This window comes from Pseudonocardia petroleophila (assembly GCF_014235185.1).
Taxonomy (GTDB): domain Bacteria; phylum Actinomycetota; class Actinomycetes; order Mycobacteriales; family Pseudonocardiaceae; genus Pseudonocardia; species Pseudonocardia petroleophila.
In genome coordinates this window covers 758,283-781,122 of the sequence record NZ_CP060131.1, presented here as the reverse complement: position 1 = coordinate 781,122, position 22,840 = coordinate 758,283, and the positions used below count along the sequence as shown (strand labels likewise).

Annotated in this window: 24 protein-coding genes; 15 read left to right on the top strand and 9 right to left on the bottom strand. The window is 75.2% G+C overall.

Annotation, left to right across the window (positions count from 1 at the left end):
• Positions 1–39: 39 nt before the first annotated feature.
• Complete coding sequence (locus H6H00_RS03855) at positions 40–1,131, top strand: glycosyltransferase (RefSeq protein WP_185719989.1); 1,092 nt, start codon at positions 40–42, stop codon at positions 1,129–1,131.
• A gap of 161 nt (positions 1,132–1,292) precedes the next feature.
• Positions 1,293–1,886 (top strand): hypothetical protein, encoded by a 594-nt coding sequence (locus H6H00_RS03850; RefSeq protein ID WP_185719988.1) that lies wholly within the window; start codon positions 1,293–1,295, stop codon positions 1,884–1,886.
• Positions 1,887–1,892: 6 nt separating this feature from the next.
• Here H6H00_RS03850 and H6H00_RS03845 read toward each other — a convergent pair whose 3' ends face one another.
• Together H6H00_RS03845 and H6H00_RS03840 are read right to left on the bottom strand one after the other, a co-directional pair.
• Positions 1,893–2,387 (bottom strand): methylated-DNA--[protein]-cysteine S-methyltransferase, encoded by a 495-nt coding sequence (locus H6H00_RS03845; protein WP_185719987.1) that lies wholly within the window; start codon positions 2,385–2,387, stop codon positions 1,893–1,895.
• A complete protein-coding gene (locus tag H6H00_RS03840) occupies positions 2,384–3,856 on the bottom strand; it encodes an AlkA N-terminal domain-containing protein (RefSeq protein ID WP_185719986.1) in 1,473 nt (490 codons plus the stop codon). The genes H6H00_RS03845 and H6H00_RS03840 overlap by 4 nt, the downstream gene beginning before the upstream one ends.
• 127 nt (positions 3,857–3,983) lie before the next feature.
• Here H6H00_RS03840 and H6H00_RS03835 point away from each other — a divergent pair, with 127 nt between their 5' ends.
• From H6H00_RS03835 to H6H00_RS03825, 3 genes are all read left to right on the top strand, one after another.
• Positions 3,984–4,265: a hypothetical protein gene (locus H6H00_RS03835; protein WP_185722931.1), complete on the top strand. Its 282-nt coding sequence runs from the start codon at positions 3,984–3,986 to the stop codon at positions 4,263–4,265.
• Positions 4,266–4,391: 126 nt separating this feature from the next.
• Positions 4,392–5,849: a sensor histidine kinase gene (locus H6H00_RS03830; protein WP_185719985.1), complete on the top strand. Its 1,458-nt coding sequence runs from the start codon at positions 4,392–4,394 to the stop codon at positions 5,847–5,849.
• On the top strand, positions 5,846–6,511 hold the full coding sequence (locus H6H00_RS03825; protein ID WP_185719984.1) for a response regulator transcription factor: 666 nt from the start codon (positions 5,846–5,848) through the stop codon (positions 6,509–6,511). The genes H6H00_RS03830 and H6H00_RS03825 overlap by 4 nt, the downstream gene beginning before the upstream one ends.
• Positions 6,512–6,517: 6 nt before the next feature.
• Here the strand turns inward: H6H00_RS03825 and H6H00_RS03820 are convergent, their stop codons facing one another.
• Entirely contained in the window at positions 6,518–7,138 is a 621-nt protein-coding gene (locus H6H00_RS03820; protein ID WP_185719983.1) for a hypothetical protein, read from the bottom strand.
• A gap of 151 nt (positions 7,139–7,289) precedes the next feature.
• Here H6H00_RS03820 and ychF point away from each other — a divergent pair, with 151 nt between their 5' ends.
• The 3 genes from ychF to H6H00_RS03805 are packed head-to-tail and all read left to right on the top strand — an operon-like array spanning position 7,290 to position 9,030.
• Positions 7,290–8,363, top strand: a complete 1,074-nt coding sequence (gene ychF / locus H6H00_RS03815) for a redox-regulated ATPase YchF (RefSeq protein WP_185719982.1) — start codon at positions 7,290–7,292, stop codon at positions 8,361–8,363.
• 35 nt (positions 8,364–8,398) lie between these two features.
• Positions 8,399–8,629, top strand: a complete 231-nt coding sequence (locus H6H00_RS03810; protein WP_185719981.1) for a hypothetical protein — start codon at positions 8,399–8,401, stop codon at positions 8,627–8,629.
• The gene (locus H6H00_RS03805; RefSeq protein WP_185719980.1) at positions 8,626–9,030 is read left to right on the top strand and encodes a TA system VapC family ribonuclease toxin; all 405 of its coding nucleotides are present in this window, start codon (positions 8,626–8,628) and stop codon (positions 9,028–9,030) included. The genes H6H00_RS03810 and H6H00_RS03805 overlap by 4 nt, the downstream gene beginning before the upstream one ends.
• A 7-nt stretch (positions 9,031–9,037) precedes the next feature.
• On the opposite strand, the gene H6H00_RS03800 is transcribed toward H6H00_RS03805, so the two are convergent.
• Together H6H00_RS03800 and rph are read right to left on the bottom strand one after the other, a co-directional pair.
• Complete coding sequence (locus tag H6H00_RS03800; RefSeq protein WP_185719979.1) at positions 9,038–9,871, bottom strand: SCO6745 family protein; 834 nt, start codon at positions 9,869–9,871, stop codon at positions 9,038–9,040.
• 43 nt (positions 9,872–9,914) lie between these two features.
• Positions 9,915–12,488, bottom strand: a complete 2,574-nt coding sequence (gene rph, locus H6H00_RS03795; RefSeq protein WP_185719978.1) for a rifamycin-inactivating phosphotransferase — start codon at positions 12,486–12,488, stop codon at positions 9,915–9,917.
• Between the two features lie 98 nt (positions 12,489–12,586).
• Here rph and H6H00_RS03790 point away from each other — a divergent pair, with 98 nt between their 5' ends.
• On the top strand, positions 12,587–14,194 hold the full coding sequence (locus tag H6H00_RS03790; protein WP_255425562.1) for an alpha-amylase family glycosyl hydrolase: 1,608 nt from the start codon (positions 12,587–12,589) through the stop codon (positions 14,192–14,194).
• Here the strand turns inward: H6H00_RS03790 and H6H00_RS03785 are convergent.
• The gene (locus tag H6H00_RS03785; protein WP_185719976.1) at positions 14,191–14,754 is read right to left on the bottom strand and encodes an isochorismatase family protein; all 564 of its coding nucleotides are present in this window, start codon (positions 14,752–14,754) and stop codon (positions 14,191–14,193) included. The two genes, H6H00_RS03790 and H6H00_RS03785, sit on opposite strands and share 4 nt — an antisense overlap.
• 109 nt (positions 14,755–14,863) lie before the next feature.
• Here H6H00_RS03785 and H6H00_RS03780 point away from each other — a divergent pair, with 109 nt between their 5' ends.
• The 3 genes from H6H00_RS03780 to H6H00_RS03770 are packed head-to-tail and all read left to right on the top strand — an operon-like array spanning position 14,864 to position 17,666.
• Entirely contained in the window at positions 14,864–15,496 is a 633-nt protein-coding gene (locus H6H00_RS03780; RefSeq protein WP_185719975.1) for a maleylpyruvate isomerase family mycothiol-dependent enzyme, read from the top strand.
• A gap of 53 nt (positions 15,497–15,549) precedes the next feature.
• The gene (locus H6H00_RS03775; protein ID WP_185719974.1) at positions 15,550–16,242 is read left to right on the top strand and encodes a Clp protease N-terminal domain-containing protein; all 693 of its coding nucleotides are present in this window, start codon (positions 15,550–15,552) and stop codon (positions 16,240–16,242) included.
• An 11-nt stretch (positions 16,243–16,253) separates the two neighbouring features.
• Positions 16,254–17,666, top strand: a complete 1,413-nt coding sequence (locus tag H6H00_RS03770) for a M1 family metallopeptidase (RefSeq protein ID WP_185719973.1) — start codon at positions 16,254–16,256, stop codon at positions 17,664–17,666.
• 12 nt (positions 17,667–17,678) lie between these two features.
• On the opposite strand, the gene H6H00_RS03765 is transcribed toward H6H00_RS03770, so the two are convergent.
• Entirely contained in the window at positions 17,679–17,930 is a 252-nt protein-coding gene (locus tag H6H00_RS03765) for a hypothetical protein (RefSeq protein WP_185719972.1), read from the bottom strand.
• Positions 17,931–18,171: 241 nt separating this feature from the next.
• Complete coding sequence (locus tag H6H00_RS03760; RefSeq protein WP_185719971.1) at positions 18,172–18,675, bottom strand: hypothetical protein; 504 nt, start codon at positions 18,673–18,675, stop codon at positions 18,172–18,174.
• A 354-nt stretch (positions 18,676–19,029) separates the two neighbouring features.
• On the opposite strand from H6H00_RS03760, the gene H6H00_RS03755 reads away from it, so the two are divergent.
• The 3 genes from H6H00_RS03755 to H6H00_RS03745 are packed head-to-tail and all read left to right on the top strand — an operon-like array spanning position 19,030 to position 21,645.
• The gene (locus tag H6H00_RS03755) at positions 19,030–20,697 is read left to right on the top strand and encodes an ice-binding family protein (protein ID WP_221775781.1); all 1,668 of its coding nucleotides are present in this window, start codon (positions 19,030–19,032) and stop codon (positions 20,695–20,697) included.
• A 49-nt stretch (positions 20,698–20,746) separates the two neighbouring features.
• Positions 20,747–21,388 (top strand): class F sortase, encoded by a 642-nt coding sequence (locus H6H00_RS03750; protein WP_221775780.1) that lies wholly within the window; start codon positions 20,747–20,749, stop codon positions 21,386–21,388.
• Positions 21,385–21,645 (top strand): hypothetical protein, encoded by a 261-nt coding sequence (locus H6H00_RS03745; RefSeq protein WP_185719970.1) that lies wholly within the window; start codon positions 21,385–21,387, stop codon positions 21,643–21,645. Before H6H00_RS03750 ends, H6H00_RS03745 begins: the two co-directional genes overlap by 4 nt.
• Before the next feature lie 60 nt (positions 21,646–21,705).
• Here the strand turns inward: H6H00_RS03745 and H6H00_RS03740 are convergent, their stop codons facing one another.
• Complete coding sequence (locus H6H00_RS03740; protein ID WP_185719969.1) at positions 21,706–22,779, bottom strand: 3-deoxy-7-phosphoheptulonate synthase; 1,074 nt, start codon at positions 22,777–22,779, stop codon at positions 21,706–21,708.
• Positions 22,780–22,840: the final 61 nt, after the last annotated feature.

Genomic DNA, 22,840 nt, shown 5'->3' with positions numbered 1-22,840 from the left:
GAACGGTCGAACGCCTGTGCGAGTCGCTACCGTGACCGGGTGCGTCTCCTCGTCGTCGCCGCCCCGCTCGCCGGACACCTCACCGCGCTCCTGCCGCTGGCCGCCGCCGTCCGCGCGGCGGGCCACGACGTCGTGATCGCCACCGGTGACACCGCGCTGGGGGTCGACAGCGGTGGTGTCGAGACCCACGACGTCACCCCGGGCCTGCGGTTCGGCCGGGTCGGCGCCGCGGTGTCGCTGCGCCACCCGCGCGCCGTGTGGGCGGAGATGACGGGCCGGGGCGGGGAGGAGTTCGCCCGGCACCTGTTCGGCGCGCTCAACCGGCGGATGGCCGACCCGCTCGTCGCGCTGGTCCGGAGGCTGCGCCCCGACCTCGTCGTCCACGAGCCGTGGGCCCCCGCGGGCGCGCTCGCCGCGGCCGCGGCGGGGGTGCAGTCGGTGCTGCTGGAGAACGGGATCTTCGACGGGGAGTGGGCGGCCCGGACCGCGTCCCGTGCGCTCGACGGCGAGCTGCCGACCCCTGCTGCCGTCGTCACGGTCCGGCCGCCGTCGCTGGGCGCGTCGCCCGACCACCTGCCGATGCGCCCGGCCACGGGATGGTCCGGGACCGCCGACCTGCCCGGCGGCCTGGGTGTCCCGGGACCGCGGCCCCGGCTGCTGGTCAGCCGCAGCACCGTCCCCGGGCCCGGGACGGGCGACCCGACGCGCGCGGTCGTGGCCGCCGCCGAGGGGCTCGACGCCGACGTCGTGCTCGTGCGCCCGGTCACGGAGGTCGCCGCGGGGCCCCTGCCCCCCAACGTCACGACGACCGGCTGGATCCCGCTGGACGCGGCGCTCCCGGCCGCGACGGCGATCGTGCACCACGGCGGCGCGGGCACGACGCTCGGCTCGCTCGCGGCCGGGCGCCCGCAGCTCCTGGTGCCCGGCATCGGCGACCGCCGGGGCAACGCCGAGGCCGTCGCCGCGGTGGGGGCCGGACTCGCGGTGCCCGTGCGTGCGATCAGCACCGCCGTGCTCGCCCGGCTGCTCGCCGACCCCGCCCTGAAGGCCGCCGCGGAGCGCGTCGCCGTCGAGATCGCGGCCATGCCGGCCCCGGAGGCACTGGTCGACCCCCTGCTGGCGCTGGTGTGACGCCCGGACACGGTCCCGCGGCGATCGGCCGGCGGCCGTAACGCCGGGCCCGGCGCCGCCGAGGATCCGATCGACATCGCCCGGACCGTCCAGCAGCAGGCGGCGGGGCGCGACGTGGTCGACCACCGGCGGGGCCGGGGCGGCGGAAGAAGGAGAAAGTCATGGGAGAGCGCGCGCGCTCGATCGGTGTCCGTGCGGTGATCGGGGCGTTCGTCCTGGTCGGCGCGGCCGCGTGCGGCGGCACCACCCCGGCCCAGGCGCCACCGGCCGCGGCGCCGACGACCGCCGCCCCCACGACGTCGGCGGCCGCGCCCACGACGTCGGCGGCCGCCGAGTCGCGCGCGCTGGCCCGGGTCTTCCCAGACGTCGACGACGCCACCTGCGCCCCCGCGGGCAGCGACGTGCGCACCGGCAGCGGCGCGGTCCCGACGGAGGCGTACACCTGCGACTTCTCCGCCGCCGCCCCGAACGCCACGGTGATCTTCGCGGAGTGGCCGGACCAGGCGGCCGCGCAGTCCTGGTACCAGGACACCGCCGACCTCGGCCCGCGGGTGGAGGACAACGACCAGTGGCAGGTCGGCGGCGTCACGCAGGGCGCGCTCTACACCGCGGCGAACTCCAACGGGGTGACGATCTCGACCGGCGTCTACGAGAACCTGCCCTACACCTGGGAGATCCGCACCAGCACGCTCGACGAGTCGAACACCGTCTTCGGCCTGATCCGGCTGCAGCAGTCGACGGCGATCGGCGGCTGAACCCGCTCAGTGGGCGTGCTCGTGGTCGAGCAGTCGCTGCTTGACCTCGACACCCCACCGGAACCCGCCGAGCGTGCCGTCGGTGCGCAGCACCCGGTGGCACGGCACGAACAGCGCCGCGGCGTTGCGGGCACAGGCCGAGGCCGCCGCCCGCACCGCCGCGGGGCGGCCCGACTTCGCGGCGTACTCCGTGTACGTCACCGGGGCGCCCGCGGGCACGGTGCGCAGCACGTCCCAGGCGTGCTGCAGGAACTCGCCGCTGCGCTGGCGCACCGGCACGTCGTCGATCGCCGACAGGTCGCCCGCGTGGTAGCGGGTGATCGCCTCGCCGACGGCGCCGAGGTCGCCCTCCGTCGTCGACGACGGGCGCAGCGTCGGGTGGATCAGCGGCAGCAGGTCGTCGAGCGAGGCCGTCCAGCCCGAGGCCAGCACGGCGCCGGTGTCGTCGACGACGGCCGTGAACGGGCCGATCGGGGTGTCCAGTGTGGAGTGGATGCTCATGGTCTCCTCCGGGGGGTCGTTGCGGCGACGCGCCACAGGTGGGTCGCGGCGTAGGAGCGCCAGGGCTGCCACGCCCCGGCGCGTGCGGTCAGGCCGTCCACATCGGACGGCAGGTCGAGCGCGGCGGCGCCGTGGCGCACCGCGAGGTCGGTGGCGAGCAGCTCGTCGGGGTCACCGACGAGCCGCATCGCGAGGTAGCCGGCCGTCCACGGGCCGATGCCGGGCAGCGCGACGAGCGACCGCCGCAGCCAGGCCGCGTCGCGCCCGGGGTCGAGCACGAGCGACCCGTCGGCGACGGCCGCGGCCAGCCCGACGACCGTCGCGATCCGCCGCGCGGGGCCGGCCAGCACGGACGCCCCGTGCTCGGCGATCGCCCCGGCCGTCGGGAACAGCAGGTCCGGGCCGTCCGCGGCGAGGGCGGGCGGGAGGCGCTCGCCGAGCGCGGTGGCGAGCCGGGCCGTCGCCGTGACGCCCGCGGCCAGCGAGACCTGCTGCCCCAGCACCGCGCGCACGGCCGTCTCCAGCCCGTCGACGGTGCCGGGCACGCGGATCCCCGGCACGGCCGCGACGCGCGGCGCGAGGGCCGGGTCGGCGCCGAGCACCTCGTCGACGGCGACGGGATCGGCGTCGAGGTCGAGCAGGCGCCGCAGCCGGGCGACGGCGGGACCGAGGTCGCGTGGGTCGGCCAGGCGCAGCGTCGCGCGGACGTGCGCGTCGGACGGCGTCAGCTCGACGGTCGCGGGCCCGTGCGGCAGCCGCAGCGTGCGGGCGACGTGCCCGTCGGCGACGCGCTCGACCCCCGGCAGCGCGCGCGCCGCGAAGTGCGCGAGCAGGCCGTCGGCGTCGAAGGGGGCGCGGTAGGGCAGCCGCAGCACGAGCGTGCCCGCGACCGGGGCCGGGTGGCGTCGCCCGGCCTCGGTGCGCAGCACCGTCGGCGCGACGCCGTAGACCTCGCGCACCGTGTCGTTGAACTGCCGCACGCTCGCGAACCCGGCCGCGAACGCGACGTCGGCCATGCCCAGCGGCGTCGTCTCGATCAGCAGCCGCGCGGTGTGGGCGCGGTGCGCGCGGGCGAGCGCGAGCGGCCCGGCGCCCAGCTCCGCGGTGAGCACCCGGGTGAGCTGGCGCGTCGAGTAGCCCAGGGACGACGCGAGCCCGCCGACGCCGTCGCGCTCGACGAGGCCGTCGGTGATCAGGCGCATCGCGCGCGCGGCGAGGTCGGCGCGGGCGTTCCAGTCCGGCGAGCCGGGCACGGCGTCGGGCCGGCAGCGGCGGCACGCGCGGTACCCGCGCAGCTGGGCCGCGGCCGCGGTCGGCAGGAACTCGACGTTGGCGCGCTTGGGCTTCATGGCCGGGCAGGACGGGCGGCAGTAGATCCGGGTGGTCCGCACGGCGGCGATGAAGTGGCCGTCGAAACGCGCGTCGCGGGAGGCGAGCGCGTTGTAGCAACGGTCGTGGTCGAGGGGCACGGGAGCGACTCTGCCACTCGCGGCAGGTGCGCACTGGCGGGAATCGGACGTGGCCCGCCGGCCCGGATGAGAGGCGTCTCATCCGACTCTCACCCGGCGGTCACCCCGATCGCCCAGGATCGACCGCATGCGAACCCCCCTGACCGTGGCGATCGGCGTGCTCGTCGTCGCCGGGGTCGCGGTCGGTGTCACCTCCGTGCGGGCCGCGTCCGAGGACCCCACCCCCGTGCAGCCCATCCGGGTCGAGGCGCCCGCCGCGGTCGACCCGGCGGCCCCCGCCCCGCCGCAGGCCCCCGCCGCGCCGCCGGACGCGCCCCGCGACCCGAACGGCTACGTCGCGCCCCCACCGGCCGTCGACGACGACGACGATGACGACGACGGGCCCGACGACGACCTCGACGACGACTGACGGCCGACGATGACCGACCGACGATGACCGACCGACGATGACGAGGACGGCCGGGCCTGCGACGCTGCCCGGGACGACGACACCGCGCCGGACGACCCCGTCCCGCCCCCGCTCCCCGAGGACCCCATGACGAGCACGACGCGGCTGCGCCTGCCGGGCACCGCGCGCACCCGGATCGTCGGGTGGGTTCTCGCGCTCGTCCTGCTGGCGCTGGGGGTCGTCACCGTCGTGACGTGGCGGCTGCTGATCCAGGACGTCGACGCCCGCATGCGGGCGGCGCTGCTCAACGAGGTGCAGGAGTTCGGCTCCGTCGTCGCCGACGGCGTCAACCCCCGCGACGGCGCGCCGTTCCAGTCCGTCGGCGACGTGCTGGACGCCGCGATCGCCTACAACCAGGCGCGGCCCAACGAGAAGTTCCTCGGCTACGTCGACGGCGCGTTCGCCTACCAGAGCCGCCGCGCCGACGCCGCCCCCGCCGTGCTGCAGAACGACCCGGCGTTCACCGCGCTCGTCGGCGGCGTCACCGCGCCGGTCCAGGCGACCTACGAGAGCAGCGCGGGCGAGGTGCTCTACCTGGCCGTGCCCATCGAGTTCGCCGACCCGCGGGGCAGCACCGGCGTCATCGTCGCGGCCTACCTCGCCGACGCCGAGCGGGAGGCGGCGCACGGGGCGGCGCGGGTGATGCTGCTGGTCGGTGCGCTGACGGCGCTGCTCGCCGCGGGCGGTGCCTGGCTCGTGGCGGGCCGGATCCTGCGCCCGCTGCGCGACGTCGCCGACACCGCGCGCTCCATCACCGACACCGACCTCTCGCGCCGCATCCCGCTCGGTCCCGGACCGGCCGACGACCGCGACGAGCTGCGCGACCTCGTCCGCACCGTCAACGCCATGCTCGACCGCGTCGAGACCGGCGTCGACGCCCAGCGCCGCTTCGTCGACGACGCGGGCCACGAGCTGCGCACGCCCATCACGATCGTCCGCGGGCACCTCGAGGTCCTCGACGCCCACGACCCGGCCGACGTCGCCTCCACCGTCGAGCTCGTCGACGACGAGCTGGAGCGGATGAACCGCATGGTGTCGGACCTGCTGCTGCTGGCCCGCTCCGAGCAGCCGACGTTCCTGCACCCCGAGCCGACCGACATCGGCGAGCTCACCGAGGACGTGTTCGGCAAGATCGTCAAGCTGGGGGAGCGCGAGTGGGTGCTGGAGACCGCGGCGCGCGTCGACGCCGTGGTCGACCCGCAGCGCGTCACGCAGGCGCTCGTCGCGCTCGCCGACAACGCGGTGCGCTACACCCGCCCCGGCGACCGCATCGCGATCGGCTCGCAGCTCGCGGGCGGGCTGCTGCGGTTCTGGGTCGCCGACTCCGGCCCCGGCATCGCCGAGGCCGACCGGGCCCGGATCTTCGAGCGGTTCGCCCGCGGCACGTCCACCGGCCCGCGCTCCGAGGGCGCCGGGCTGGGCCTGTCCATCATCCGCGCCATCGCGGTCGCCCACGGAGGCCAGGTGCTGCTCGACAGCGTCGTCGGCCGGGGTGCCACGTTCACCGTCGTCGTCCCGGCGGTACTCACCGAGGAGAGCCCGTGAGCAGGATCCTGATCGCCGAGGACGAGCCGCGGATCTCCGCGTTCGTCGAGAAGGGGCTGACGGCGAACGGGTTCGTCACCACCGTCGTCGCCGACGGGCTCTCGGCGTTCGACTACGCCGTCACCGGCGGCTACGACCTGCTGATCCTCGACATCGGGCTGCCCGGCATGGACGGCTTCGCGGTGCTGCGCAAGCTGCGGTCCGACCGCTGCACGATCCCGGTGATCGTGCTGACGGCCCGCGACAGCGTGCAGGACACCGTCGCCGGGCTGGAGGGCGGAGCCGACGACTACATGCCCAAGCCGTTCCGGTTCGAGGAGCTGCTCGCCCGGGTGCGCCTGCGGCTGACCACCGAGCGCTCCGCCGAGCTGACCGTGCTCACCCACGGCGGGCTGCAGCTCGACCTGCGCACCCGGCGGGCGCTGGTCGGCGGCCGCACCGTCGACCTCTCGGCGCGCGAGTTCGCGCTGGCCGAGACGTTCCTGCGGCACGCGGGCCAGGTGCTCACGCGCGAGCAGCTGCTCTCGCACGTGTGGGGCTACGACTTCGACCCGGGCTCCAACGTCGTCGACGTCTACGTCCGCTACCTGCGGCGCAAGCTCGGGGCGGAGCGGATCGTCACGGTGCGGGGGATGGGCTACCGGCTCGACGCCGTCGACTGACGCCGCTCAGCCGCAGACCGCTCCGAGCGCCCCGCCGCAGGACACGCCGAGGGGCTCGGTGACGCGGCCGAGCAGGGTGGCGGGCCGGTCCCCGCTCTCCCCGGCACTGCTGTCCCCGGAACCGCCGTCCCCGGAACCGCCGTCGCCGCTGCTGTCGCCGCCCCCGTCGGTGTCGCGCGGCGGGCCGGACTCCTCCTCGTCGCCGGACGGCTCGTCGCGGGTGACGGGGGCGGCCGGCGCGGGAGCCGGCTGCACCTCGGGTGCCGGGGCGGGACGCGGTGCGGGGGCCGGCTCGGCGGGCCGGGCCGGGGCCGCGCGCCGGACGGGCTCGGGGGCGCGCTCGGTCCCGGGAGTGCGTTCGGGCTCGGTGGCGCGCAGCGGGCGGGCGACGGGCTCGGGGGCCGGCTCGGCGACGGGCTCGGGCACCGCGGCCACCGGCTCGGACCGGGTCTCGTCGGCCGGGAGCTCGGGGACGATCCCGGCCCGGGAGGTGGCGTCGGCGTCGTCGACCCGGGCGGCCGCGGTGTCGGCGACCGCCTCGTCGGACAGCCGGATCGCCGTCGTGCCGCTGGCGATGAGCGCCGCCCCGGCCGCGGCCGCGAGCATCGTCCGGACGATTGCGCGCACAGGCCCTCCTCGACGTCTGGTCAGGGCACGGACAGTACCGCCGAACGGCCCAACGCGCGGAACGGCCGTCCCGCCCCCCGCGGGTCGGGCCTCCACCGTGCGCGAGTCGCGCCTGCGAGCGGTCCGGCGGCGGCGACTACGCTGGTACCTCGTGTCTCTCACCCTCGGCATCGTCGGCCTGCCCAACGTCGGCAAGTCGACGCTGTTCAACGCCCTGACCAACAACGACGTGCTCGCCGCGAACTACCCGTTCGCCACGATCGAGCCCAACGTCGGGGTGGTGCCGCTGCCCGATCCGCGGCTCGCCGAGCTGGCGAAGATCCACAGCTCGGTGAAGCAGGTGCCGGCCGTGGTGTCGTTCGTCGACATCGCCGGGATCGTCAAGGGCGCGTCCGAGGGTGCCGGTCTGGGCAACAAGTTCCTCGCCAACATCCGCGAGTCCGACGCGATCTGCCAGGTCGTGCGCGTGTTCGACGACCCGGACGTCATCCACGTCGACGACCGCATCGACCCGGCGTCCGACATCGAGACGATCTCCACCGAGCTGATCCTCGCCGACCTGCAGACGCTGGAGAAGGCCGTCCCGCGCCTGACCAAGGAGGCGCGGATGCAGAAGGACCGCCGCCCCGTCCTGGAGGCCGCTGAGAAGGCGGTGGAGATCCTCAACGGCGGCACCACGCTGTTCGCCGCGGGCGTCGACACCGAGCCGCTGCGCGAGCTGACGCTGCTCACGACGAAGCCGTTCCTCTACGTCTTCAACGCCGACGAGGGCGTGCTCACCGACGACGCGAAGCGCAAGGAGCTCGCCGAGCTGGTGGCGCCCGCCGACGCGGTGTTCCTCGACGCGAAGGTCGAGTCGGAGCTGCTGGAGCTCGACGAGGAGTCGGCCCGGGAGCTGCTGGAGTCGATCGGGCAGGCCGAGCCCGGCCTCTACTCCCTGGCCCGCGCCGGCTTCCACACCCTGGGCCTGCAGACCTACCTCACCGCCGGGCCGAAGGAGGCCCGCGCCTGGACGATCCCGCAGGGCGCCACCGCCCCCCAGGCCGCCGGCGTGATCCACACCGACTTCGAGCGCGGGTTCATCAAGGCCGAGATCGTGTCCTACGACGACCTGATCTCCGCGGGCTCCATGGCCGCGGCGAAGGCGGCGGGCAAGGTGCGCATGGAGGGCAAGGACTACGTGATGGCCGACGGGGACGTGGTGGAGTTCCGCTTCAACGTGTAGCCCTGCATCACCTCTGATGCAGCTACGATGCGGTGGTGCGCACCACCGTCGACCTCCCCCCGGCCGTGCACCGGCGCGCCCAGGAGATCGCCAAGCGCCGAGGACTCTCGCTGTCGGCCGTGGTCGCCGAGCTCACCGTCCGCGGCCTGGCCCAGCTCGGCGAGCCGGTGGTGATCGGCACCGACGAGCGCTCCGGGTTCCCGGTCGTCACGATCGGCCGTCGGGTCACCTCGGAGCAGGTCGCCGCCGCGCTGGACGAGGAGTGACGACCCACCTCCTGGACGCGGACGTGCTGATCGCACTCACGGTCGCCGACCACGAGCACCACGCGCGGGCGTCCGCCTGGGCGGCCGGGATCGGGGAGTTCGCGGTCTGCCCCGTGGTGGAGGGGGCGCTGGTCCGCTTCCTGGTCCGTGTGGGGGAGAGCGCCGCGGTGGCGCAGCAGGTGCTCCGTGCGGTGCACGCCCTGCCCGGCTGCGTGCTCTGGCCGGACTCGCTGTCCTACGCCGCGGCGGATCTGTCCCGCGTCCGCGGCCACCGGCAGGTCACCGACGCCTACCTCGTGGGCCTCGTCGCCGCGCGCTCCGACGCCCTGCTGGCGACCCTGGACGAGGGGTTGGCGCAGTCGCACCCGGAACTGGCGCTGCTGGTCCCCGCCGCGCCGTGAGCGTCCGTCACCGCGACCCCGCGGCCACCAGCCTCGCGGTGATCGGTTCGAGCTCGGTGACCAGCTCGGCGAGCTCGTCGGCGGAGAGGGCGTCGTAGGGCGCGGCGGCGAGCTCGTCGGTGAGGTCCTCGATGCGGTGCTTGGTCGCGCGGCCTGCGTCGGTGAACCGGCCGTCGGCGTCGACGAGCCCGCGCTCGCGCAGGCCGTCCATCACCGCGGCCAGGCGCTCCTCCGGCAGGTGGTGGACGCGCCCGAACGTCTCCGGCGGGTGGATGCCCATCTCCACCGCGGAGAGGATGTGGGCCTCCGTGCCGCCGATCCGCGCCCCGAGGAGGGCGGCGACGTGTCCGTCGCCGCGGTGCTCGCGGAGCATGGTGGCGGAGTGCCACAGCCGGGTGACCGGGTCGGTCGGCACCGGCAGGGTGCGCCAGCCGGCGTAGAGCACCCGGCCCTGCGTGGGTGCGCCCGTCGCCGCCGTCGTGACGAGGTCGGCGGCGCGGGCCAGGCCGGGGGAGTCGGCCAGCTCGTCGCCGAGGATCCGCCGCACCGACGCCGCGCTGCCCCGCCGCCAGGCGGCGAAGGAGACCTCCGGCGGCACCGTCTCCCACGCGCTCGGGATGTGCCGCGCGACCTCCCCGTCGGCGAAGCTGTAGAAGGCCGCGTCGACGACCGCCGCCGGCACCCGACCCAGCGGGGCGGCGCGGGCGGCGAAGTAGCCGTCCCAGTAGGTGCGGTGCCCGAGCGCGGCCAGCTCCTCGCCGGACTCGTCGGCGAAGTAGGTGACCAGGCAGATCGGCTCGAGGAGCTCGAACAGGCGGCGGGCGGTCGTGGTGGGGTGCATGCCGATCCGACGTCGGGGGCGCCCCGTACTCATCGGTGCCGGCTCATCGGTCCCGGTCGAGGACCTCGACGTGGCCGGCGGTCCCGTCGACCCGGATCCGCTGCCCGTCCTCGATCAGCCGGGTGGCGTGCTCCACCCCGACGACGGCCGGCAGGCCGTACTCCCGGGCGACCACCGCGCCGTGGGTCATCCGGCCGCCGACCTCCGTCACCAGGCCGGCGATCGCGACGAACAGCGGCGACCAGCTGGGGTCGGTGTACGCCGTGACGAGGATGTCGCCCGGTTCGAGATCCGCATCGGCCAGGTCGAGGACGACGCGGGCCCGCCCCTCGACGGTCCCGACGGAGACCGGCAGGCCCGCCAGCGCGCCGGCCGGCAGGTCGGTGCGCCGGTACGCCCCGGCGACGGCCTCGCCCTCGGAGGTCAGCACGCGCGGCGGCGTGAGCGCCCGGTAGGACCGGAACTCCTCCCGGCGGCGGCGGACGAGCCCGAGGTCGGCCTGCTGCGTGCGCACGACGTCGTGGAGCTCCTGGAGCCGCAGGAAGAACACGTCCTCCACGTCGTCGAGCACGCCGGCCCGGACCAGGCGCCCGGCCTCCGCCAGCAGGGCCCGCTTGTAGAGCGCGTAGCGGCGGACCATCCCGAACTTCGGGTACTCGCGGTACCCCGCGAACGTCCGGACGCGGTCGATCATCCGCTTCGTGTCCGCGGCCTTCGCCGCCCCGTCCGGCAGGGCGTGCAGGCGCTCCAGCACCTCCCGCTCCTTCGCCTGCGCCTCCTGCCGCCCCTGCTCGAAGCGGCGCGGTCCGTCGCCCGCCGCGGCGTTCCGGACGTCGGTGAGCAGCACGGGCAGCAGCGTGGTCGGCCGCTCGCTCCACCGCGGCCGCGTGATGTCGATCTCGCCGACGCAGCGTGCGCCGTACCGGTCCAGGTAGCCCTCGATCGCGGCGCGCGCCTCCGGTCCGCCGGCGAGCCCGTCCATCCGGTCGAGGAAGTCGTCGTCCTCGACGTCCTGCAGGAACGCGACGACGTCGGGGTGCGGGCGGACCGCGTCGGCGACGTCCAGCAGCGCCAGCCCCATCTCGGAGGTGACGTTGTGCGGGACGGACTGCGTGAGCGTGTCGGCCGCGTTCGTCTCGCCCAGCCACTCCCGCAGGTGGTCGTCGAGCCACCACGACGCCTGCATCCCGGCCATGATCACCTGGGTGCTGTCCGGGTCGAACAGGATCCGCCGCAGCTCCTGGAAGTCGGCCAGGACGAACTCGAGCAGCGCGGTCCCGGACGTCGAGCGGATCGCGCGCTCCGCCGCGGCGACGGACTCCTCGTTGCGCCGGACCAGCGCCGTGACCAGGTCGGGATCGGTCTCGACCGTGGCCGGCTCGACGCCGGGGACCGCCGTCGGGGGACCGTCGTCCGGGAGTGGAGGCAGGAACCCGTCGCGGGCGACGAGGTTCTGCAGCGCGTCCCCGATGAGCGGGTCGGACCTGCCGACGACGTCGAGGAGGCCGGCGCGGCTCGCGGGCGAGGCCAGGATCGGGGTGACGTCGGCGAACAGCCGCCCGCCCGCCTCGGCCATCGGGCGGGGGGTCGTCAGCTGCCACACCGACAGCCCGAGCGGCGTCATCGGGTCGGTCATCATCTGCTGGTGCCCGACCGAGACGTAGACGCGGTTGCCCGCGGCGTCGGTGACGGGCACGGGGAACAGCGTCGTGATCGGGCGGCTCTGCACGATCTGGACGCAGTCGTCGTCGAGGCACCACTCGATGTCCTGGGGGTGGCCGAAGTGCGCCTCGATGCGGCGGCCGAGCTCGACCAGCGCCACGACCTGGTCGTCCGTCAGCGCCGGCTGCTCCCGCGTCCCCCCGTCCGGCGCGGCGCGCAGCGCGTGCGGCTCGGGGGCGATCGACCGGGTGACGATCCCGCCGTCGCGCACCGTCCAGCCGTCGACGTCGACCCGCCCCGACACGAGGGCGTCGCCGAGCCCGGGGACGGCCTCCACGGCGGCGACCCTCCGGTTGCCGGTGACGGGGTCGGCCGTGAACAGCACCCCGGCGGCCTGCGCGTCGACCATCCGCTGCACGACCACGGCCATGCCGACCCCGCGGTGGTCGACAGCGCCGTGCAGGCGGTAGGTGACGGCCCGCTCGGTGAACAGCGACGCCCAGCACCGGCTGACGTGCGCCAGCACCTCCGAGGCTCCGACGACGTCGAGGTAGGAGTCCTGCTGGCCCGCCGAGGAGGCCGTCGGCTGGTCCTCCGTCGTCGCGCTCGACCGGACCGCGCAGGGGGTCCCGTCGCCGAGTCGGGCGAGCGCGCCGGTGATCGCCGCCGCCAGGTCGTCGGGGATCGCGATGCCCTCGACGGTCCGCCGGATCTCCGCAGCGGCGGTGCGGACGGCGTCGCGGTCGCCCGGGTCCAGGTGCGCGAGCCGGTCCAGCCGGTCGTCGAGCGAGGGGGCGTCACGCAGGACCCGCCGGAAGGCGTCGGTCGTCACGACGAAACCGGGCGGCACGCGCACGCCGTCGATCCGCGACAGCTCCCCGAGGTGCGCGCCCTTGCCGCCGGCGGCCGCGGTCCGCGTCAGGTCGATCTCCCGGAGGTCGAGCACGTACTGCATCCGTGGTTCCCCGTTCCCGCAGGTCATGGCGTCGACGGGAGATCATGCGGCACCACCCGGGTCTTGCCGCAAGACCCCCGGTGCGCTATACGTTGGCAGTGGCGGGGAGCGCGGACTGGCTCCGCGACGCGGTGCTCTACGAGATCTACCCGCAGTCGTTCGCCGACTCCGACGGCGACGGCATCGGCGATCTCCGCGGCGTCATCGAGCGGCTCGACCACATCGCCTCGCTCGGCGTCGACACGCTGTGGTTCAACCCGTGCTTCGCCTCCCCGTTCGTCGACGCGGGCTACGACGTGGCCGACTACCTGCGCATCGCCCCCCGGTACGGCACCAACGACGACATGGTCGAGCTGGTCGCGAAGGCGGGGGAGCGGGGCATCCGGGTCCTGCTCGACCTCGTCGCCGGGCACACCTCCGTCGAGCACCCGTGGTTCCAGCGCGAGCTGCACGCCGCGGGCCCCGATCCCGAGGGCGACCGGTACGTGTGGGCCGCGGAGGAACCCCGCCGGGCCTGGTCCGCGGACCTCCCCGGCACCCCCGCCTGGGTGCCGTCCCCGGGGCCGCGGCCCGGCTGGTACCTCAAGAACTTCTACGACGAGCAGCCCGCCCTGAACTTCGGCTGGGCCACCACCGACGAGCCGTGGCGCGACGCCGTCACCGACCCGGGTCCGCGGCGCAACGTGCAGGCGCTCAAGGACGTCATGGCGTTCTGGTTCGAGCGCGGCGTGGCCGGGTTCCGCGTCGACATGGCCTTCTCGCTCGTCAAGGACGACGGCGCCGCGGCGCGGGGCAACCCGCTGACCGCCGCGCTGTGGCGGGAGATCCGCGAGTGGATGGACGCGACGCACCCCGGGGCGGTGATCGTCCCGGAGGGCGACGAGCCCCGCACCGCCGGGCCGCTCGCGTTCCACGCGGACTTCCTCCTGGTCATCAAGGAGGAGCACGCGAGCCTGTTCGACAACCACGCCGCCGGACTGCTGCCCTTCCAGGAGCCCCGCGACCCCTTCTTCGACGCCGCCGGCCGCGGCAGCACCCGACCGTTCCTCGACGCGTGGAACGCGATCCGCGACGCCGACCCCGCGCGGCCGGTGATCCTCTCCACGGCCGACCACGACTTCGACCGGCTGTGCTGCGGCCCGCGCACCGCCGAGCAGCTCGGGGCGGCGCTGACGTTCCTGTTCACCTGGGGATCGGTGCCCTGCCTCTACTACGGCGACGAGATCGGCATGCGGTACCTGCCCGGTCTGCCCGAGGTGGAGGGGTCGATCTGCAACCCGGCCTACAACCGCTCGGGCTGCCGCACCCCGATGCAGTGGGACGACGGGCCCAACGCCGGCTTCTCCGCCGCCGACCCCGCGCGCCTGTACCTGCCGGTCGACCCCGACCCGGACCGGCCGACGGTCGCCGCCCAGGAGCGCGACCCGGACTCCACGCTGCACCTGGTCCGGCGGCTCGTCGCGCTGCGCAGGGCGACCCCCGCCCTCGGCGGACGCGCGGGCACCCGCGTGATCCACGACGGCTACCCGCTCGCCTACCTGCGCGGAGACACCCACCTGGTCGTCGTCAACCCGCGGCGCGAGCCCGCCGGGATCGGCACCCCGCACGCCCGGGGTGCCGAACCCCTGCTCGTCCACGGCGTGGAGGTCGACGGCGACGCGGTGTCGGTCGCCGGCTTCGGCTACGGGGTGTTCGCGATCGGCTAGCCCGCCGCCCCGACGAGGTCGACCTCCGCGGCGACCGCGGTGGTGGCCGTGCGGCCGGGGCCGCTCTGGAACCCCCAGTACAGGTTGGTGTGCGCGATGACCTGGGCGGGCGGCGGGGCGCCGTACGCCGTGAGGTCCTCCGTGGTGTGGGCGTCGGTGACGAGCACCGTGTCGTAGCCGCGCACGAACGCGCCGTGCAGCGTGGCGCGGATGCAGGCGTCGGTCTGAGCGCCAGCGACGACGACGCGCCCGACCCCCAGCCCGGCGAGGACCTCGGCCAGGTCGGTGGCCTCGAAGGAGTCGCCGTGCTGCTTCTCGATGCGCGGCTCGCCGTCGGCGGGGGCCAGCTCGGGGACGATGCGCCACCCGTCGCTGCCCCGGCGGAACTCGTCGTTGGTCTGCTGCACCCACACCACCGGCACCTGGTCGCGGCGCGCGCGGTCGACGAGCGCGGCGACGGCGCCGACGACCGCGTCGCGGTCGTGCGCCTCCGCGACGACGCCGGTCTGGACGTCGACGACGAGCAGGGCGGTGTGCGGGCGGTCCGGGAACGTGGTCATGGCCCGACGGTAGCGCCGCCCCCCGACGATCCGCGGGGGTCGCGGCGATGATTCCGGGGTGCGGGCCGGGTCTCCTCCCCGTCAGCCCGTCCGACACCGGAGGTTCCCCGTGCCCCTGTCCCGCGAGTCCGTGTGGTCGCTCGTCCACGACGAGCGCGCCGCGCTGGTCGCCGATCTCGCCGACCTGGCTCCCGAGCAGTGGGCCGCGCCCTCGCTGTGCGGCCGGTGGACGGTCGAGGAGGTCGTCGCCCACCTGACGGCGGCGGCGAGCGTCGGCCCGCTGCGCTGGATCCGCAGCATGGTCGGCGCCCGGTTCGACGCCGACCGGCACAACGCCCGCCGCCTCGCCGAGCACCGCGGCGCGACGCCGGCGCAGACCCTGGAGCGGTTCCGCGCGGTCGTCCCGAGCACGACGGCCCCGTCCGGGCACACCCCGGCGTGGCTGGGCGAGGTCGTCGTCCACGCGGGCGACGTCCGCCGTCCCCTCGGGATCCCGCACGCCCCGTCGGTGCAGGCGGCCACGGAGGTCGCCCGCTTCTTCGCCTCGCGCGACTTCACCGTGGCCGGCCGGACCGCGGTCGCCGGGCTGCGCCTGGAGGCCGTCGACGGGCCGTTCGCGACCGGGGAGGGGCCGGCAGTGCGCGGCGACACCGTCGCACTGGTGATGGCGATGGCCGGCCGCGGCGCGTTCTGCGACGACCTGGAGGGACCCGGCGTCGCGACGCTGCGCGGGCGCGCCTGACCCATCGTCAACCCGAGGTTGACGGACCCTCATCGTCAACCTACGGTTGACGCATGACGATCCGCGTGAACAACCTCGTCCGGCTCGACGACCTGATCGCCGCCATCTCCTCGGTCCACGAGGAACCGCTGGAGCGCCTGTCCGGCGCCGTGATCGCCGCCGACGCACTGGGGGACGTAGCCGACCACCTCATCGGCCACTTCGTCGACCAGGCCCGCCGCTCCGGCGCGTCCTGGACGGAGATCGGCGCGAGCATGGGCGTCTCGAAGCAGGCCGTGCAGAAGCGGTTCGTGCCGAAGGCCGACGCGACGGCGAACGACTTCGCCCGCTTCACCCCTCCCGCCCGCGGTGCCGTGGTGGCTGCGCAGAACGCGGCGCACGCGGCCGGCAACGACACCATCACCCCCGCGCACCTCGTGCTCGGGCTGCTCGCCCAGCCCGGTACCGCGGCCGCTGCCGCGTTCGCCGCGCAGGGGGTGGAGCCGGACGCCGTGCGCGCCGCCGCGACCGCGGTGCTCCCGGAACCCGCCGCGGAGGTCCCGGCCCTGGTCCCCTTCGACGCCCCGGCCCGCAAGGCGCTCGAGCTGACGTTCCGGGAGGCGCTGCGGCTGGAGCACGAGACGGTCGGCACCGGGCACGTCCTGCTCGCGCTGCTGGAGGTGGAGGACGGCGACGGCCCGCTGACGGGTCTCGGGATCCGCAGGTCCGGCGTCGACGCGACACCGGACGGGGAGCTGGAGTCGTAACCTCGTCCCCCATGAGGCGGATCGCGGCACTGATGGTGACGGCCGGACTGGCGCTGCTCCCGGCCTGCGCGCCGGCCGCGGCGACGGCGCAGCCGGAGGCGACACCCGGTGCGCCCGGCATCGGCGACCCGTACTTCCCGCTCGACGGCAACGGCGGCTACGCCGTCGACCGCTACGACCTCGACGTCACCTACGACCCGGCCACCGACGTCCTCGCGGGCGTCGCGCAGGTGTCGGCGCGCGCGACGCAGGGACTCTCCGCGTTCCACCTCGACCTGTCCGGGCTGGAGGTCCGCGGGATCACCGTCGACGGGGCCGACGCCGCGTTCACCCGCGACGGGGGCGAGCTCGTCGTCACCCCCGCGGCGCCGATCGCGGACGGCGCCGCGTTCACCACCGTCGTCACCTACGACGGCGTGCCGCAGCTCGTCGAGGACGGGTTCGGGTCGGCCGGGTTCTTCGCCACCGACGACGGCGCGCTCGTCGTCGGGCAGCCGGACGTCGCCGCGACCTGGTTCCCCGCCAACGACCACCCCCTCGACCCCGCCGCGTTCACCTTCCGCATCACCGCGCCCGACGGCCTGGCCGCGATCGCGAACGGCGTGCTCGAGTCCACGACCAGCAGCGGCGGCCTGACGACCACCACCTGGGTCGCCGAGGCGCCGATGGCGCCGTACCTGGCGGGGATGGCAATAGGGGCGTTCGACGTGCAGGCCTACGAGCGGGACGGGATCCGCTACTGGGACGCGTTCGCGCCCGGACTCGGCGCGGCCGGGCCCGTCGCCCGCGCGTCGCTGGCGCGGCAGCCCGAGATCCTCGGCTACCTGCAGGAGGTGTTCGGTCCCTACCCGTTCGACGTCGCCGGCGGGATCGTCGACGACGAGCCGCGGCTGGAGTTCGCGCTGGAGAACCAGACCCGCCCGATCTACGCGCCGAGCTTCTTCTCCGACGCCGTCTCCGGCGACTCGGTCGTCGTGCACGAGCTCGCGCACCAGTGGTTCGGCGACAGCCTCCCGCTGGCCCGGTGGAGCGACATCTGGCTCAACGAGGGCTTCGCGACCTACGCCGAGTGGCTGTGGGCCGAGCGCGAGGGCTCGGCGACGGTGCAGCAGCAGTTCGACGCCGTGGGGGCCCTCCCGCCGGACGACCCGTTCTGGACGGTGGCGATCGGCGACCCCGGACCCGAGGGGATCTTCGACGAGCCGGTCTACGTCCGTGGCGCGATGACGCTGCACGCACTGCGCACCACCGTCGGGGACGAGGCGTTCTTCCGCATCCTCCCGGAGTGGGCGGCGACGCGGGCGGGGCGGAACGTCACGACCGCCGACTTCGTCGCGTTCGCCGAGGAGGTCTCCGGCCGGCAGCTGGACGACCTGTTCACCACCTGGCTCGCCACCCCGGAGAAGCCCGCCGGTCTGGGGTAGGTGCGGGGCGGGTCACCGGACGAGGCGGATCCCCTGCCGCGGGATGGTGCAGACGGGTTCCGCCGACCGGGAGGTGAGCAGGCGCAGCACCCCGGCCATGGCCCAGCAGCGGTCCTCGTGGGAGCTGTCGGTGTCGATGTAGAGCACCCAGCCGCGATCGGTCCACTCCATCCGGGCGACGGAGTCCCGCATCGGGACGTACACGATGTCGGCCAGCGTCCGGACGCCCTCGACGAGCTCCTCGGCGGCCGCCGACGTCCTCATCCCCATGGTCGGCCGAGCGCGGGCGGGTGCGGGTGCGGGCGTGAGCAGAGCACGGAGCGGCTCCTCGTGCGGTCGTGCGCGGCGCTGTGTCGCAAGGTCCTGGCGTGGCAGCACGGAGCGGGTCTCGCCCAGTGGTCGTGGCCGAGTTCGAGTCGTACGGAGGTATAGCGACAGTCGGCGGGGTGGCGTTGCACCTGCGGGCCGGACGTACCGGTTCGGCCGAACCGGGTCCGGGTGCCGGTCACCGACTGTCAGCGCGCCGCTCGTCGGTTGGGCCGTCGTGACGACGCCGCGACGGTGCCGCCGACTTCGGCCAGTCCACGACGGCGTCCGGCCGCCGGGCGGCCGCGGCGGGTCCGTCCTGCGCGACGTCGGCGACCGCCGCGCGGATCAGGGTGAGGATCGCGTCGCGCATGACGTCGGGCAGCCGTTCGGTGCCCTCGGGCAGCAGGGCGGCGAGCGCGCTGCCCTGCGTGCGGACGTCCAGTCCGACCGCACGGGCCGCGGCCAGCACCACGGTGGTGACGTCCACGTCGAGGACGGTCGCGATGACCGACAGCGAGGCGGGGTCCGGGAACCGCTTCTGCGGCGTGCCGGATCCGAGCTGCTGCCACCGGCCGCGGGTCAGTGCGTGGCCGGACCGGTTCTCCAGGTCCGTGTAGGACCACCCGTGCTCCACCATGCGGCTGCGGATGAGCGCGCTCAGGGTGACCGGCACGTCGGCCGGTGCGGTGGGTCCCGTCACGCCGCTCCTCTGGTCGATCGCTGCCGGCCGGCCGTGTGAGCATCGTCTTTTGACGCTCAGTGCACCAGCGCTTGACAGCCGGTCACTGCAAGGCGCAGGCTGTCGATCGTCAAGCAGTAGGAAACGGTCACGGTCCGGTCGCCGGTTGCGTGAGCCTACAGGTCGTCACCCGACGGGGGTGGCGACGACGCGACGTCCCGGCCCCCGGTCCCGCGGGTCCGGGCGACACGGCCCTGTGCCCGTGCGCCGCACGCGGCCGCTCCGCCGTCCTCATCCGGGCACCTCCCCGGCCCCCACCCACGGCAGGCCCCGGACGGGGCCGGCCGAACCCTGCCTGGAGACGACGTGCCATCGATGACCCGACCCGTGCCCCCCTCGGGCACGAGACGCACCCGGATCGGGGCCGCCCTCACGGCCACGACCGCCCTGCTCGTGACCTCCCTGATGCTGCTGGCCGCGGGCACCGCGCAGGCCGCGACCTCGGTGCCGCTGGGCACCGCGGCGAGCTTCGCCGTGCTCGCGGGCTCGACGGTGACCAACACCGGGCCGACCCAGGTGTCCGGTGACCTCGGCCTCAGCCCCGGTTCGGCCGTGACCGGGTTCCCGCCCGGTCTGGTCAGCGGCGGCACGCAGCAGGTCGCCAACTCCGTCGCGCTGCAGGCGCAGTCGGACCTGACGATCGCCTACGACAACGCGGCGGGCCAGCCGCGCGACGCCGCGTCGGGCACCGAACTCGGCGGGCAGACGTTCGTCGCGGGTGTGTACGGCGACGCCGGGCCGCTCGGCCTGACCGGCACCGTCACCCTCGACGCCCAGGGCGACTCCGGCGCGGTGTTCATCTTCCAGGCCGGTTCCACGCTGATCACCGCGTCGAACAGCACGGTCGCCCTGATCAACGGCGCCGACGCGTGCAACGTCTTCTGGCAGGTCGGCAGCTCCGCGACGCTCGGCACGGACACGGACTTCCGCGGCACCGTCCTCGCGCTGACCTCGATCACCGCCCGGACCGGGAGCACGGTGCAGGGCCGCCTCCTGGCCCGCAACGGCGCCGTGACGCTGGACGACAACGTGATCAACCGGCTGGGCTGCGCCGCGACCCCGGCCCCGCCGACGACCACGCCCCCGACCACCACGACGACGGCCCCGCCGACCACGACGACCGCGCCGCCGACGACGACCACGACCGCGCCGCCGACGACCACGACGACGGCTCCGACGACCACGACGACGGCTCCGTCGACGACGACCACTGCGCCGCCGACGACCACGACGCCGGGCAACCCCGGTAATCCGGGCAACCCCGGGAACCCAGGCAGCCCCGGTAACCCGGGCAACCCTGGGAACCCGGGCAACCCCGGTAACCCGGGCAACCCTGGGAACCCGGGCAACCCCGGCAACCCCGGTAACCCCGGCAACCCTGGGAACCCGGGCAACCCCGGTAACCCGGGCAACCCTGGGAACCCGGGCAACCCCGGCAACCCCGGCAACCCGGGCAACCCCGGCAACCCGGGCAACCCCGGTAACCCGGGCAACCCCGGCAACCCCGGCAACCCGGGCAACCCCGGCAACCCGGGCAACCCCGGTAACCCGGGCAACCCCGGTAACCCGGGCAACCCCGGTAACCCGGGCAACCCCGGTAACCCGGGCAGCCCCGGTGGTCCTGCCAACCCCGACAGCCCTGATGCACCGGACTCGCCCAGCGACAACGGCGGAACCGGCGACGACAGCGGGACCGGCGACGACAGCGGGACCGGCGACAACGGCGGCGACAACGGCGGGACCGGCGACGACGGCGGGACCGGCGACGACAGCGGGACCGGCGACGACAGCGGGACCGGCGACGCCGTGACCGGCAACGGCGCCGGCGGCACCACCCCCGCCGTCGTCCCGCGGGGCTACCCCGCGACCGGTGCGGGCGGCGCGGCGGATCACCCCCTCGTGTGGCTGCTGGCCGGTGGGCTCGCCCTCGGCGCCTCCACCGCGACGGTCCTGCAGGTCCGGCGCCGCCGGAACGTCCGGTGACCCCCGCCGGGTCGCGGTCCGGGCAGCCGTCGACCCGGCGGTCCCACCCGTGAGGAGCGGGTCGCCGGGGCAGCGGTGGTGGGTCGGCCTCGCGGTCGGGTCCGTCCTGCTCGCCGCCCTCGTCACCGTTCCCTGGCTCCTGACCCGACCGGCGCCGCAGGCCGGGGGAGCGGCGCCGGTGGGGGCCGCCCCGGCGGCCACCGGGGTCGTCGCGCCCGGCCCGGACGTGCCGGTGTCGCGGCCCGTCAGCCTCGACATCCCGGCGATCGAGCTGGCCCGCTCCCCGCTGGGGGAGCTGGGGCTCAACCCCGACGGGACCGTCGAGGTCCCGGTCGACTTCGCCACGGCGGGGTGGTTCGACCTCGGGCCCACGCCGGGGCAGGTCGGGGCCTCCGTCCTCCTCGGGCACGTCGACTCGACCACCGGTCCCGCCGTGTTCTTCCGCCTGCGCTCCCTGGAGGCGGGCGACCTGGTGGAGGTCGGTCTGGCCGACGGGACGGTGGCGCGGTTCGCCGTCGGCTCGGTCGAGACGTACCCGAAGGCCGAGTTCCCGGCCCGGCGGGTCTACACCTCCGTCGGGTCCCGGGACCTGCGGCTGGTCACCTGCGGCGGCGAGTTCGACCCGGTGTCGCGCAGCTACGAGTCCAACGTGGTCGTCTACGCGACCCTCGTCGACACCGTCCCGGCGTGACCGCCCACCGGCCGAGGAGCTCCGACGACTGGCCGGACGTGCTCGCCTCCCTGATGACCGAGCTCGACGACTGCGCGGCCTACGTCGTCACCGTGACCGACCACCACACCCACGAGGTCGACGCCTACGGTCCGCTGGCCGCCGACCAGGCCGTCCACGAGGCCGACGTCGTGCTGCGCGGGCTCCGCGCGGAGGACCTGCGGAGCGTCTCGGTGCGGGTGGTCCGGCTGCACGCGGTGGTGCCCCCGGGCGCCTGAGCCCCGCACGAGATCGACCGGGGAGGGGTTCCGCGACCCCTCTCCCGTCGATCTCGTGGGTCATCCCGCGACGGGCGCGCGGCCCCGGCGGGCGGCCACCGCGGCCGCCAGGTCGTCGAGGACGTCGGCGGTGGTGTCCCAGCCCATGCACGCGTCGGTGACGGACCGCCCGTAGGTCATGTCGGGCCCGAGCTCCTGGCGCCCACCGACGAGGAAGCTCTCCAGCATCACGCCGACGACGCCGCGCTCGCCGTCGGCGATCCGGGCGGCGACCTCGCGCGCCACCCCGGCCTGCCGCACGTGGTCCTTGCCGCTGTTGCCGTGGCTCGCGTCGACGATCACCCGCTCGGGCAGCCCGGCCTTCCGCATCCGTTCCATCGCCCCGGCCACGGACCCGGCGTCGTGGTTGGGCCCAACGGACCCGCCGCGCAGGATGACGTGGCAGTCGGGGTTGCCCGCGGTCGTGACGAGCGCGGCGAGGCCGTCGGGGTTGATGCCCATGAACACGTGGCTCGCGGCCGCCGCGCCCACCCCGTCGACGGCGACCTGCACGTCCCCGTCCGTGCCGTTCTTGATCCCCACCGGCATCGACAGCCCGCTGCACAGCTGGCGGTGGACCTGGCTCGCCGCCGTCCGCGCACCGATCGACCCCCAGCTCACGACGTCGGCGAGGTACTGCGGCGTGATCGGGTCGAGGAACTCGCAGCCCACCGGCAGGCCCAGCGCGGAGATCTCGAGGAGCAGGCGGCGGGCCGTGCGCAGACCGGCGTTGACGTCGAAGGTGCCGTCGAGGTGCGGGTCGTTGATCAGCCCCTTCCACCCGACGGTGGAGCGCGGCTTCTCGAAGTAGGTGCGCATGACGATCCGCAGCTCGTCCTCGTGGCGCGCGGCGTGGCCGGCGAGGCGGTGGGCGTAGTCGAGCCCGGCCTCGGGGTCGTGGATCGAGCACGGGCCGACGACGACGAGCAGGCGGTCGTCGAGCCCGTCGAGGACGTCGACGACCTGGGCGCGGGCCCGGGTCACGGTGTCGGCGACGGTCTCGGAGACCGGCAGGTCGTGACGCAGCAGCGACGGCGAGATGAGCGGGCTGACGCGGGTGGTGCGGTGCGCGTCGAGTGCGGGAACGGTGAGCACGGGAGGTCCTTGCTCCGGGGAGCGGCCCGCCGAGAAGTCCCCGTCCGAGCCGATCGATCCG